This window comes from Vibrio sp. A11 (genome assembly GCF_013048705.1).
Taxonomy (GTDB): domain Bacteria; phylum Pseudomonadota; class Gammaproteobacteria; order Enterobacterales; family Vibrionaceae; genus Vibrio; species Vibrio metschnikovii.
This window is the reverse complement of record NZ_VHSI01000011.1, coordinates 23,117-36,218: the sequence shown is the minus strand read 5'-3', so window position 1 is coordinate 36,218 and position 13,102 is coordinate 23,117. Positions and strand designations below refer to the sequence as shown.

10 protein-coding genes are annotated in these 13,102 nt (G+C 45.7%); 6 read left to right on the top strand and 4 right to left on the bottom strand.

Going from position 1 to position 13,102, the window contains the following annotated elements; translation table 11 throughout:
• Positions 1 to 236: 236 nt before the first annotated feature.
• From FKQ60_RS12225 to metK, 3 genes are all read right to left on the bottom strand, one after another.
• A complete protein-coding gene (locus FKQ60_RS12225; protein WP_161439132.1) occupies positions 237 to 950 on the bottom strand; it encodes an endonuclease in 714 nt (237 codons plus the stop codon).
• 85 nt (positions 951 to 1,035) lie between these two features.
• Positions 1,036 to 1,524, bottom strand: a complete 489-nt coding sequence (locus tag FKQ60_RS12220) for a SprT family zinc-dependent metalloprotease (RefSeq protein WP_170906571.1) — start codon at positions 1,522 to 1,524, stop codon at positions 1,036 to 1,038.
• A 93-nt stretch (positions 1,525 to 1,617) separates the two neighbouring features.
• Complete coding sequence (gene metK / locus FKQ60_RS12215) at positions 1,618 to 2,772, bottom strand: methionine adenosyltransferase (RefSeq protein ID WP_154169230.1); 1,155 nt, start codon at positions 2,770 to 2,772, stop codon at positions 1,618 to 1,620.
• Between the two features lie 444 nt (positions 2,773 to 3,216).
• Between metK and tkt the strand changes: the two genes are divergently transcribed.
• Positions 3,217 to 5,211 (top strand): transketolase, encoded by a 1,995-nt coding sequence (tkt, locus tag FKQ60_RS12210; protein ID WP_154169228.1) that lies wholly within the window; start codon positions 3,217 to 3,219, stop codon positions 5,209 to 5,211.
• A 74-nt stretch (positions 5,212 to 5,285) separates the two neighbouring features.
• On the opposite strand, the gene FKQ60_RS12205 is transcribed toward tkt, so the two are convergent.
• A complete protein-coding gene (locus tag FKQ60_RS12205; protein WP_154169226.1) occupies positions 5,286 to 6,188 on the bottom strand; it encodes a LysR family transcriptional regulator in 903 nt (300 codons plus the stop codon).
• A gap of 142 nt (positions 6,189 to 6,330) precedes the next feature.
• Here FKQ60_RS12205 and FKQ60_RS12200 point away from each other — a divergent pair, with 142 nt between their 5' ends.
• The 5 genes from FKQ60_RS12200 (at position 6,331) to mscS (ending at position 13,058) form a co-directional block, all read left to right on the top strand.
• Positions 6,331 to 8,286: a TonB-dependent receptor gene (locus tag FKQ60_RS12200; RefSeq protein ID WP_158137786.1), complete on the top strand. Its 1,956-nt coding sequence runs from the start codon at positions 6,331 to 6,333 to the stop codon at positions 8,284 to 8,286.
• A gap of 126 nt (positions 8,287 to 8,412) precedes the next feature.
• Positions 8,413 to 9,438, top strand: coding sequence for an erythrose-4-phosphate dehydrogenase (gene epd / locus FKQ60_RS12195; protein ID WP_154170701.1), 1,026 nt, complete (start codon positions 8,413 to 8,415; stop codon positions 9,436 to 9,438).
• Between the two features lie 147 nt (positions 9,439 to 9,585).
• Complete coding sequence (locus tag FKQ60_RS12190; protein ID WP_040904704.1) at positions 9,586 to 10,749, top strand: phosphoglycerate kinase; 1,164 nt, start codon at positions 9,586 to 9,588, stop codon at positions 10,747 to 10,749.
• A gap of 152 nt (positions 10,750 to 10,901) precedes the next feature.
• Positions 10,902 to 11,978: a class II fructose-bisphosphate aldolase gene (fbaA, locus tag FKQ60_RS12185; RefSeq protein ID WP_004396043.1), complete on the top strand. Its 1,077-nt coding sequence runs from the start codon at positions 10,902 to 10,904 to the stop codon at positions 11,976 to 11,978.
• A gap of 216 nt (positions 11,979 to 12,194) precedes the next feature.
• Positions 12,195 to 13,058, top strand: a complete 864-nt coding sequence (mscS, locus tag FKQ60_RS12180; protein ID WP_154169222.1) for a small-conductance mechanosensitive channel MscS — start codon at positions 12,195 to 12,197, stop codon at positions 13,056 to 13,058.
• Positions 13,059 to 13,102: the final 44 nt, after the last annotated feature.

Here is a 13,102-nt window from a genome sequence, read left to right as displayed (position 1 = left end):
TAATATTGGTACGTTAAGTGACGGGTTCAAGTCATGGAGTATCCGTGTTACCCGACCGATGTCTTGATAACCACAATCTAGTGATGATAGCTCACCTGATCACCGCGTTGAAGGGAAATATCTTTTTCTGCGGCGTTTGAGGGACGGTCACCGTTTAAGATGCGATGACACTGCCCCTATTCGTTTAAGCGCTCAGCTTGAAATTTTAGTCATTGTTGTTGATGACGATCTTGGCTCTATTCACGGTGGCGACGAGAACACTGTGTATCAACAAATGGATTAGAGTGACCTTGAATGGTGGTAATGCGTCGGTTACGTTCACACTCCCATTCATCAGCCGGGTATTGATTATCCCAAACCTGCATTAATTGTGCTTGTTGCTTAGATAGCTTAAACCCATAGTGCTGACTCATATACAAATAGGTACGGGCGATAGCGCCACGAGCTCTTGTCGGCGGCATAGCCTTACGCTGAGCAAAGTTAATTTGCATTTCACAGCGACCATACGTCGCACCATCAATCCCGTTCCATTGACTAAAATTGAAGTTAGAGCGATCGCCATTCACTTCACCAATCGCGGGAGTGAGGTTGTGTAAATCGGCCTCCATTTGACGAAATTGCTCATCGTGGCGTGCACAGTGTTTGCGCCCGCCTTCTTGCCAACATTGTAACTGATGACCAAACTGCCAAGCAGGCACCACGTGCTCCCATTCAATTCGATTGGCGCGGGTGGCTTGTTTGCGAACTTCATAGCCACAGCCTTCAAGATCAGGAATACCTCGTTGACCTTGCCAGCTAATCTCACAGCCACAGTAGAAGCTAACCGGATGATCTTGATAAAGTTTAACGGCGATACGTTTGGCTTGAGCAAAAGAAGTTGGGGCAGCAGCGAGGCTACTGGTAGTAAAAACAAATAAACCTAAAATCGACAGCAAACGTAAATAAAACATGGCAAAAGACTGAGATAAGTATGATTTTTCGCAGTCTACCACTCAAAAAATGACTTGCCTATTGATAGATGAATGAGGAGTCGGTTTATCCAGTAAAGACCAGAGGTGTTTGACAGTGGCGGCAATGATAGCTGCTTTGTTGACGTAACACCTTGTTATGACGACGAATTGATAATGAGTGAACTTGACACGCGCAGCGATAAGCAAAGATTTTACCCTGGACAGAGCCAACATCGAAGCTGTGAGTGGTTCTGGGGGGCAGATTAAACACCTGTGACATAACGGATTGCCATTCACGACCGTGAGGACGTACTCGTCCATAACGTTGATAAGTGATCAGGTGAGCAATTTCATGGGGGATCACTTCATCGATAAAAGCTTGCGGATTTTCAGCCAATAAAATCGGATTTAAGCGAATTTCCCAGCGTTGCAAATAGGCTTTACCTGCGGTTTTACCGCGTAGTTTTAGGCTGAGGTTTGGTCGGGAGAAAGGGGTATTAAAGTATTCTGAGGCCCGTTCAATACAGCGTTGTATTTGCTGCTGGGCACGATAATGCAATTCAAAATTGATCAAAGGACCTCCAATAAAAAACCTCAGACGGATCTGAGGTTTATCCAATCATGGCTTACCACTCGTTGGAGAGTAAGCCACTTCGGCTATGGATAATTATTTTAAACCGGCAAAGTCACGCAATAGGGCAGCTTTATCTGTCGCTTCCCAAGGGAATTCTTCGCGACCAAAGTGACCATAAGCGGCGGTTTTCTTGTAGATCGGCTGTAGTAAGCTGAGCATTTCTTGCAAACCGTAAGGACGTAAGTCGAAGAACTGACGGACCGCTTCAATAATAATATCGTGTGGTACTTTCTCGCTACCGAAGGTTTCTACCATGATCGACGTTGGATCAGCGACACCAATGGCGTAAGAAAGTTGAATCTCACAGCGATCCGCAAGACCGGCAGCGACAATGTTTTTGGCAACATAGCGAGCAGCGTAAGCGGCTGAACGGTCAACTTTTGATGGATCTTTACCAGAGAAAGCACCACCACCATGACGTGCTGCGCCGCCGTAGGTATCGACGATAATTTTACGACCCGTTAAGCCACAGTCACCCATTGGACCACCAATCACGAAACGACCAGTTGGGTTAATGAAGTATTTGGTGTCTTTGGTTAGCCATTCTGCAGGTAGAACAGGCTTGATGATCTCTTCCATCACGCCTTCACGCAGATCAGCGGTAGAGACGGAATCACAATGCTGAGTAGACAGTACCACAGCATCAATACCGACGATCTTACCTTGGTCATATTGGAAAGTGACCTGAGATTTTGCATCAGGGCGCAACCAAGCTAGGCTACCATTTTTACGCACTTCAGCTTGACGCTGCATTAAACGGTGTGCATAGGTAATCGGTGCAGGCATCAGCACTTCGGTTTCGTTACAAGCGTAACCAAACATGATGCCTTGGTCACCTGCGCCTTGATCTTTAGGATCGGCTTTATCAACGCCTTGGTTGATATCTGGCGACTGTTTACCAATGGTATTGAGTACCGCACACGAGTTGGCATCAAAGCCCATCTCAGAGTTAACATAACCAATTTCACGTACCGTTTGGCGAGTAAGCTCTTCAATATCCACCCACGCTGACGTCGTTACTTCACCGCCAACCATGACCATTCCGGTTTTGACATAGGTTTCACACGCGACACGAGCTTTTGGATCTTGTTCTAAAATGGCATCAAGAACCGCGTCAGAGATTTGGTCGGCAATTTTATCAGGATGACCTTCTGATACAGATTCAGAAGTAAACAAATGTTTAGCCATGATAGCTCCAATTTTCATATTAGTAGCGACCCGTTATTCGATAAACGCGTCGGTAAAATTGTTCAATATGTAGGCGTTTCTACATCTAGACGTCTATTCTAGTTTTCAATGCTCAAATTACAAGCTCTTTTTTAGTTTATCTTATGGCCAAACGTTTGCTTGGTTTTGTGATGTTTTTATAATTACGATGAAATTTCATGTAACCGATTGCAAAAATCAGCCTAAGAGGCAGTAAAAGGTTTGCAGAGCGTAAGGGGCTTTGCGACAATATTGAGCACTTTTTCTATACCCTTCCCACTTTAAGCGGCGGCGGTTCAGTGATTTGGTTTGCCTTCTATTCAGAGCAATAATGTTGCTGGTAGGAGCGAGAGCACCCATCGTTGATTTGCAACTTTGATTGGTTTGGGAGATCGCTTTTTATTTCATCGCTTTTTAGGAGCTGATATGTCTTCGCGTAAACAACTGGCTAACGCGATTCGTGCGTTAAGCATGGATGGTGTTCAACAAGCTAACTCTGGGCATCCGGGAGCCCCAATGGGCATGGCGGATATCGCTGAAGTGCTGTGGCGCTCACACCTCAACCATAATCCGCACAATCCACAATGGGCTGACCGCGACCGTTTTGTGTTGTCTAACGGCCATGGCTCAATGCTGATTTACTCACTGCTGCACCTAAGTGGTTATGAGTTATCGATTGATGATCTGAAAAACTTTCGTCAGTTGCATTCCAAAACCCCAGGTCATCCAGAATACGGTTACGCGCCAGGTATTGAAACCACGACTGGTCCTCTAGGTCAGGGGATTACTAATGCAGTGGGCATGGCGATGGCTGAAAAAGCGCTCGCGGCTCAGTTCAACAAGCCAGGTCACGACATCGTTGATCACTTTACTTATGTCTTTATGGGTGATGGCTGCTTGATGGAAGGCATTTCTCACGAAGCCTGCTCACTGGCTGGCACGCTTGGCCTTGGTAAGCTTATCGCGTTTTGGGATGACAACGGCATCTCGATTGACGGCCACGTTGAAGGCTGGTTCTCTGATGACACGCCTAAGCGTTTTGAAGCCTATGGCTGGCATGTGATCCCAGCGGTTGATGGTCACGATGCAGAGGCGATTAACGCAGCAATTGAAGCCGCCAAAGCCGATCCTCGTCCAACATTGATCTGTACCAAAACCATCATCGGTTTTGGCTCGCCCAATAAAGCGGGTTCTCATGACTGCCATGGCGCGCCATTAGGCCACGATGAAATTAAAGCGGCGCGTGAATTCTTGGGTTGGCAATACGCTCCATTTGAAATTCCGGCTGATATTTACGCTCAGTGGGACGCCAAAGAAGCGGGCCAAGCTAAAGAAGCGGCTTGGGATGAAAAATTTGCCGCTTACGCTGCCGAGTACCCAGTAGAAGCGACTGAGTTCAAACGCCGTGTTAATGGTGACCTTCCAGCGCAGTGGGAAGAGCAAGCCAATGCTATCATTGCTGAATTACAAGCTAACCCTGCCAATATTGCGTCACGTAAAGCCTCGCAAAATGCCCTTGAAGCGTTCGGTAAATTATTACCAGAATTTATGGGCGGCTCCGCAGACTTAGCGCCATCAAACTTGACCATGTGGTCTGGCTCAAAATCACTCACCGCTGAAGATTTCTCTGGCAACTACATCCATTACGGCGTACGCGAATTTGGTATGACGGCTATTATGAACGGTATCGCGTTGCACGGTGGCTTTGTCCCTTATGGCGCGACCTTCTTAATGTTTATGGAATACGCTCGTAACGCAATGCGTATGGCGGCGCTGATGAAGATCCAAAACATTCAGGTTTATACTCATGACTCGATTGGTTTGGGTGAAGATGGCCCGACTCACCAACCGGTTGAGCAAATCGCTTCACTGCGTTTAACTCCGAATATGAGCACATGGCGTCCCTGTGACCAAGTGGAATCTGCAGTCGCCTGGAAACTGGCCATTGAACGTAAAGAGGCGCCATCAGCGTTGATCTTCTCACGTCAAAACCTCGCTCAGCAGTCTCGTACGGCAGCGCAAGTGGCTGATATCGCCAAAGGTGGTTATATCCTTAAAGATTGCGCTGGCAAACCAGAGCTTATCTTGATTGCGACCGGCTCTGAAGTGGAGCTAGCGGTGAAAGCGGCAGAGCAGCTAACCGCTGAAGGTAAGCACGTTCGCGTGGTTTCAATGCCATCGACCGATGCTTTCGACAAGCAAGATGCAGCGTATCGTGAAGCGGTATTACCTGCAGACGTGACCAAACGTATCGCGATTGAAGCAGGCATTGCGGATTTCTGGTACAAGTACGTTGGGTTTGGCGGCAAGATCATCGGCATGACGACGTTCGGTGAATCGGCACCAGCGGATCAACTGTTCAAAATGTTTGGTTTTACGACTGAAAATGTGGTGAAAACAGCTAACGAACTGTTGGCTTAAACGAACTACTGGCTTAATGGTTGATATTGAGTTCTAACTGAGCCCAGCTTATTTGCTGGGCTTTTTCTATGGAGCTAAGCCGTTTTCCATTCATTAGGGCAAGCATGACGCAAAGCATCAATAAACAAGCGTAAACGCAAAGGGTGACGCCCCGCTGGATAGTAACAAGCCACCTCACTGGGTGGAGATAACCACTCTGGTAAACAAGCAGCAAGACTCCCCGGATGAGCGCGTTCAAAGCCTTCTGCAAACCAAGTGGGTAGCAAGCCAATTCCTCGCCCTTTGGCTATCGCGTCGGCTTGCATGGCTAAGCTATCACTTTGTAAACGACTTTTCAGAGCTGGTAATACCCAATCTCCTTGAGTCTGATGAGTTAGGGTTAATCCTTCTTGGCGACAGGCGATAAAATCTATCCAAGTATGATTTATAAGCTGCTCAGGATGTTCGGGCTTAGGGTGAGTGGCTAAATAATTCGGAGAAGCGTACGGTGAATAATGCCAATTACCGAGAAGCTCGCGTCGCCATCCAGAGGGGGTGATAGCCCCGATCCAAATCATCAAATCAGGTTCTAACAGGCTATTTTCGGCTACGTAGTGACTGTGTACTCGAATGGTTACTTCGGGGTGTGCCAGCATAAACTCATCGAGAACGTGGCTTATCCACCCTCGGACTAAGTTGGGATGAACGACTAACGTCAGGTTACCGCTGATTTGATTGTTCAGCTCTTGAAGAGCTTCAATACCTTTTGATGCCAATTCAACTAATTGCTCGCTATAAACGGCAAACACTTGTCCGGCCTTAGTTAATGTGAGTCGGTTGCCTTGACGAGTGATCAGCGCTTGCCCTAAATCACTTTCGAGCATAGCAAGCCGTCGACTTAGTGTCGATTTTGGTTGTTCAAGCGCTTTAGCGGCAGCGGTCAGACTTTTGTGCTGACAGAGTGCATGGAAGGCTTTGATAGCACTTAAATCATGCATGATAACAGTGACCTCGTTATTCAATAATCGTGTTGTTCCATATCTGGGACTGACTATTCCATCTGTCGGTCTATCTCAATGATTCAAATTGTGAATAATTCCACTTCGAAATTAATAATCATTATCATTTATGGAGTGGTGAATGTCTAGATTAAATCCAACCCGCGTCGCTTTGGCCGTAGCGTTTGGTCTATTTGCGTCGGTACCAGTGAGTGCTCAGCAAGAGCGTCAAGTTGACGAAACACTGGTCGTGACTGCGTCAGGTTTTGAGCAGGTGGTGAGAAATGCGCCAGCCAGTATCACGGTGATCAGTGCCGAAGAGATGGCCAAGGGCTCATTTAGAGATTTAACCGATGCGTTGCGCTCGGTACCGGGCATTTATATTTCTGGTGGCGGCGCCAGTCAAGACATTAGTATTCGCGGCTTAGATGCTAAATATACGCTGATTTTAGTCGATGGAAAAAGACAAGGCAGCCGTCAAACGCGCCCTAACAGCGATGGACCAGGCATAGAGCAAGGCTGGATCCCACCACTCAATATGATAGAACGAATCGAGGTTGTACGCGGCCCAATGTCTTCGTTGTATGGTTCTGATGCAATGGGCGGGGTGATTAATATTATCACTAAAAAAGTGTCGGATACTTGGAATGGTTCACTTCGTCTAGAAAGCCAACTGCGCGATCGTGGTTATGCCGGTGATAGCCAGCAAGCCAGTGCAACTATCGCTGGTCCTTTGATTGATGGTTTACTTGGGGTTCAGCTTTCTGGTTCCGTTTCTCGACGTGCTGAAGATGACAAAATCGGTTATTACCCTGAACAAGAGATGAACAGTGCCAATGTCCGTTTTGATCTCACCCCGACTGACACGCAAGATATTCGTATCGATATTAATCAAAGTCGTCAACAGCGGGACAGTTCTAAAAAAAGTGCCGAACGTCCATCACAAGGGGATTATGAACGTTCGTATTATGCCCTTTCTCATGAAGGACGTTGGGAGTTTGCAACCAGCCAATTGAGCTATAGTCACGAAAAAACAGACAATGAAAGCCGTCAAATGACGATCACTAACCAAGTGGTTGACGCCAGTTTACAACGTGCGTTTGACGATCATTTCGTGACTGTTGGTGGACAATACTTTAACGAATCGTTGGATGATGCCGGTAACAAATACAATCCTAGCGTAAATTCATTAGAACGTTGGCGCGGTGCCTTTTTCATTGAAGATGAGTGGCAAATGACACAAGACTTTGCCTTAACACTTGGGGCACGTTTTAATCGCGATCAGCATTATGGCAATGAAATTACCCCCCGTGCCTATGCTGTTTGGCAATTAAGTGATCACTGGACGGTAAAAGGTGGTGTGACTAATGGCTTCAGTGCTCCAGGGTTGCGTGAAGTCTCTAGCGATTGGGGACAAGTGACCGGTGGTGGGCGTCGTAATGGGGTGATTTTAGGCAACCCTGATCTCAAACCTGAAAAAACATTGAACCAAGAAATTGCGATCTTCTATCAGCTACCAACAGGGTTTCAGGCATCACTCAGCTTATTTAATACCGACTTTAAAGATAAAGTGTTGATTACCACTCTATGTGATGATGCCAGCAACGGTGGAGGATGTGTTTCACCTTCAGGCAGTCAGCATGATTTTATTCAGCAACGAGAAAATGTCGATAAAGCACGGATTCAAGGGATAGAAACCAGTTTTAAAATACCAGTCATGGAACAACTCGCTCTATCGGCCAACTATACCTTTACGGACTCAGAGCAGCGCAGTGGGGCGAATCGTGGCGATCCATTAAGTCGAACTCCACGCCATCAAGCATCGATCAATTTAGATTGGGATGCCAGTGAGCAGCTAACGTTTTGGACACATGCCAAATACAAAGGCAGTGAATATGCGATTGTGCGAGGCGGGGCTGTTGGAGATAAATACGATGCTTACCAAACCTTAGATATTGGTGGTAATTATCAAGTCAACAAAGAGACACGTTTACTGTTTGGTATCTATAACCTCACCGATACCGATATTTCACAAGATAAACATGGCAAAGTGCTGGATGGACGCAGCTACTGGATAGGGGCGGATATCAGTTTCTAAAAGCGTTATACCGGGCTCACTTTATTTAGTGAGCCTTTTTTTATCGACGATGGATGAGTGGGGGTGTTGCTCTTAAAGGCTATCAGTTACTATCCTCCTCTCGAAAACAATTAAGACGATGGAATGATGCTTAAAGTTGCGATCAATGGGTTTGGGCGTATCGGGCGCAATGTCTTGCGAGCGATATATGAGAGTGGAAAAAATCAGCAAATCAAAGTAGTGGCAGTCAATGAACTGGCATTACCCGATGCGATGGCCCACCTTCTGCAATACGATACGAGTCATGGCCGTTTTGGTAAAAAAATCACCAATGATCAAGAGCATATCTATGTGCATCATGAGGCAGGTGTCTATGATTCGATTCGGATCCTTCATCTTAGCGAAATCAAACTACTGCCTTGGCGCGATCTTGGGGTTGATATTGTTCTCGATTGTACCGGAGTCTATGGTTCCAAAGCCGATGGTCTAGCCCATATTACCGCGGGTGCTAAGAAAGTGCTCTTTTCCCATCCCGGGAGCCATGATCTCGATAACACCATCATTTATGGTGTTAACCATCAAACGCTGACTGCTGAGCACCGCGTGGTGTCCAATGGCTCTTGTACCACCAACTGCATTGTGCCGATCATAAAAGTCTTGGATGAAGCCTTTGGTATTGACTCTGGTACCATCACCACCATTCATTCGGCGATGAATGATCAGCCCGTTATTGATGCTTACCATACCGATCTGCGTCGTACGCGTTCTGCTAGCCAATCGATCATTCCCGTTGATACTAAATTGCATAAAGGTATTGAAAGAATTTTTCCGAAATTTTCTAACAAATTTGAGGCAATTTCAGTGCGCGTGCCAACAGTTAACGTCACAGCGATGGATTTAAGTGTCACATTAAATACAAATGTGAAAGTTAATGACGTAAATCAAACCATCATACACGCATCTCGGTGTACATTAGATGGCATTGTTGACTATACTGAAGCTCCATTGGTATCCATCGATTTTAACCATGATCCACACAGTGCGATTGTGGATGGTTCACAAACCCGAGTCAGTAACGGGCAACTGGTTAAAATGTTGGTTTGGTGCGATAACGAATGGGGCTTTGCGAACCGCATGCTGGATACGGCGCTCGCAATGCAAGCATCCGAGTAGGAGCAGGATGATGGGGATGGCTGAGTATTGAACTTGAAATACATCGTGACGGTCTCCATATCAATAACCAGTTTGAAGAATAACTAAGCTCGGCAAGGTTGCCGGGTTTCCAAAAACTTTATTTATTAATATTTGAGAGGACAAACCATGTCTGTAATCAAGATGACCGACCTGGATCTAGCAGGTAAACGCGTATTTATCCGTGCTGACCTAAACGTACCAGTGAAAGATGGCAAAGTGACTTCGGATGCACGTATTCTTGCGTCTTTACCAACCATTCAGCACTGCATAGCGGCTGGCGCTAAAGTAATGGTGACTTCTCACCTCGGTCGTCCAACGGAAGGCGAATACACGGAAGAGTTCTCTCTATTACCCGTCGTTAACTACTTAAAAGACGCGTTAGATTGCGAAGTTAAACTGGCTAAAGATTACCTTGATGGTTTGGAATTGAACGCTGGCGAATTGGTCGTTCTTGAAAACGTTCGCTTTAACAAAGGCGAGAAGAAAAACGAAGAAGAATTATCGAAAAAATACGCAGCGTTATGTGACGTGTTTGTGATGGATGCGTTTGGTACGGCTCACCGTGCTCAAGCGTCGACTCATGGCGTTGGTATGTTCGCTCCGATCGCTTGTGCTGGCCCACTATTGGCGGCAGAACTTGAAGCATTGGGTAAAGCGATGGATAACCCAGAGCGTCCATTAGTGGCTATCGTTGGTGGTTCAAAAGTATCAACAAAACTCACCGTACTCGAATCCCTTTCTAAAATTGCTGACCAACTGGTTGTTGGCGGTGGTATCGCGAATACCTTTATTGCCGCTGCGGGTCACAATGTCGGTAAATCTCTTTATGAAGCCGACTTGCTTGATACAGCGAAAAAGTTAATGAAAGAGTGCTCTATTCCTCTTGCGACTGATGTTGCTTGTGCGAAAGCGTTTGATGAAAACGCCGCAGCGGAAATCAAGCACGTTTCTGAAGTGCAAGATGACGATATGATTTTCGACCTAGGCCCAGATTCAACCGCAGCATTGGCTGAAATCATCGCTAACGCAAAAACGATTTTGTGGAATGGCCCAGTCGGCGTATTTGAATTCAAAAATTTCGAAGCCGGTACTAAAGGTATCTCTGAAGCGATCGCCAAATCGGCAGGTTTCTCAGTAGCGGGTGGCGGTGACACGCTAGCAGCGATCGATAAGTTTGGTATCAAAGCTGACGTATCTTATATTTCAACCGGTGGCGGTGCTTTCCTTGAATTTGTTGAAGGTAAAGTTCTACCAGCAGTAGAAATGCTAGAAGCACGCGCGAAAGCATAATGACGATGAGAGCGGGGGGCAACTCCCGCTTTCTTGTTTGCTGCACGAGGGTATTTATTCTGCTAGAATAGCGCCAGTTGTGAGCAAACGTTTGCAAGAATGTAAACTTAACTGTTTTATTTTTAAACGACAGAAAAAATAGGATCAAATCCATGTCTAAGATCTTCGATTTCGTAAAACCTGGTGTGATTTCTGGTGATGACGTACAGAAAGTATTTGCAGTAGCGAAAGAGCATAACTTTGCTCTACCTGCTGTTAACGTTGTTAATACTGACTCTATCAACGCGGTACTAGAAGCTGCAGCCAAAGTGAAAGCGCCAGTCGTGGTGCAATTCTCTAACGGTGGCGCTGCTTTCTTTGCTGGTAAAGGCGTTAAACTTGAAGGCCAAGGTGCTCAAATCCTTGGTGCAGTAGCTGGTGCAAAATACGTTCACGCTGTTGCTGAAACTTACGGTGTGCCAGTGATTCTACACACTGACCACGCTGCGAAGAAATTGCTGCCTTGGATCGATGGTCTACTTGATGCTGGCGAAGAGTTCTTTGCTCAAACAGGTAAGCCTCTGTTCTCTTCTCACATGCTAGATCTTTCTGAAGAGTCTTTAGAAGAAAACGTCGAAACGTGCGCGAAATACCTAGAGCGTATGGCGAAAATGGGTATGACCATCGAAATCGAACTGGGTTGTACTGGCGGTGAAGAAGACGGCGTTGATAACTCTCATATGGATTCATCTGAGCTGTATACTTCTCCAGAAGACGTGGCTTACGCTTATGAAAAACTAAGCGCAGTCAGCCATCGTTTTACTATCGCTGCTTCTTTCGGTAACGTACACGGTGTTTATCAAGCGGGTAACGTGGTATTGACTCCAACCATTCTACGTGATTCTCAAGCGTACGTTTCTGAGAAATTTGGCCTTCCAGCTAACTCTCTAAACTTTGTTTTCCACGGTGGTTCTGGTTCTTCTGAAGCGGAAATCAAAGAGTCAATCAGCTACGGTGTTATCAAAATGAACATCGATACTGATACTCAGTGGGCAACATGGGATGGTATCCGTAAATATGAAGCGGAAAACCACGATTACCTACAAGGTCAAATCGGTAACCCAACTGGTGAAGCTGCACCAAACAAAAAATACTACGATCCACGCGTATGGCTACGTGCAGGCCAAACCTCAATGGTGGCTCGTCTAGAGAAAGCTTTTGCAGACCTTAACGCTGTTAACGTACTGTAATTAGTGTCTAGTTAGTCATTAGCCGTCCTTGTTAGGGCGGCTTTTTTATGGCTAGTGATTAGGAAATAGATCTGCTAGTTTAAAGAATAATCTTATCGTTTACTGAGATTTAAATAAGTATACTTTGCGTGGGATATTACATAAGGCAGTTGTCACTCCTTTGTATACATCAAACAAAAACAATATCGATATCATTGATTGTAGAGGATATACAAGATGGCGAATGAGTCAGTGGGAATAGAAGTTCCTGGCGTTGAAAGCTTACATCAGGTCAATAGTTGGTTAACCAATAACTCAGATTTATTTATTCAATACGGTGTGAATATTATTTCCGCTATTTTGATTTTGTTTATTGGTAACATCATTGTCAAAACGATTGCGGGTAGCTTAGCAAACGTGTTGATGAAAAAAGAGATGGATAAGGCGGTTGTTGATTTTATCCAAGGCATCGTACGTTATACGCTATTTATTATTGTATTGGTTGCCGCGTTAAGTCGTATCGGAGTCCAAACTGCTTCCGTCGTGGCAATTATCGGTGCTGCGGGTTTAGCGGTGGGTTTAGCGCTGCAAGGCTCTTTATCCAACTTTGCCGCTGGCGTTTTAATCGTTGCTTTCCGTCCGTTTAAATCGGGTGACTATATCGAAGTGGCTGGAACCGCAGGATCGGTTGATTCGATTCATATTTTTCAGACGATTTTAAAAACACCCGATAACAAAATGGTGGTATTACCTAACTCTGCGGTAGTGAATGGCGCAATTGTCAATTATTCACGCCACGCCACGCGTCGCGTCGATTTACTGATAGGCGTATCTTATAAATCGGATCTGAATAAAACCAAGCAGGTACTGCGTGATGTGGTTGAGCGCGATCCTCGAGTGTTAAAAGATCCTGCGGTGAGAGTTGAAGTACATCAACTCGGTGATTCATCGATTAATTTTATTGTTCGCCCTTGGGTGGAGAGTGCAGATTACTGGCCCGTTTATTGGGAACTGACGCATAAGATTAAAGAAGCGCTCGATGAAAATGGTATTGAAATTCCATTCCCACAAATGGATGTTCATTTGAATAAAATCAGCTAACAGACGTTATTGGCTGCGTTGAACAAATTAATCAACCACAGAAA

Bases quoted from the DNA above. Each gene is read 5' to 3' on its own strand.
- epd (WP_154170701.1), top strand. From the start codon at position 8,413: ATGCTTAAAGTTGCGATCAATGGGTTTGGGCGTATCGGGCGCAATGTC.
- FKQ60_RS12225 (WP_161439132.1), bottom strand. From the start codon at position 950: ATGTTTTATTTACGTTTGCTGTCGATTTTAGGTTTATTTGTTTTTACT.
- FKQ60_RS12190 (WP_040904704.1), top strand. From the start codon at position 9,586: ATGTCTGTAATCAAGATGACCGACCTGGATCTAGCAGGTAAACGCGTA.
- fbaA (WP_004396043.1), top strand. From the start codon at position 10,902: ATGTCTAAGATCTTCGATTTCGTAAAACCTGGTGTGATTTCTGGTGAT.
- tkt (WP_154169228.1), top strand. From the start codon at position 3,217: ATGTCTTCGCGTAAACAACTGGCTAACGCGATTCGTGCGTTAAGCATG.
- FKQ60_RS12205 (WP_154169226.1), bottom strand. From the start codon at position 6,188: ATGCATGATTTAAGTGCTATCAAAGCCTTCCATGCACTCTGTCAGCAC.
- mscS (WP_154169222.1), top strand. From the start codon at position 12,195: ATGGCGAATGAGTCAGTGGGAATAGAAGTTCCTGGCGTTGAAAGCTTA.
- FKQ60_RS12200 (WP_158137786.1), top strand. From the start codon at position 6,331: ATGTCTAGATTAAATCCAACCCGCGTCGCTTTGGCCGTAGCGTTTGGT.
- metK (WP_154169230.1), bottom strand. From the start codon at position 2,772: ATGGCTAAACATTTGTTTACTTCTGAATCTGTATCAGAAGGTCATCCT.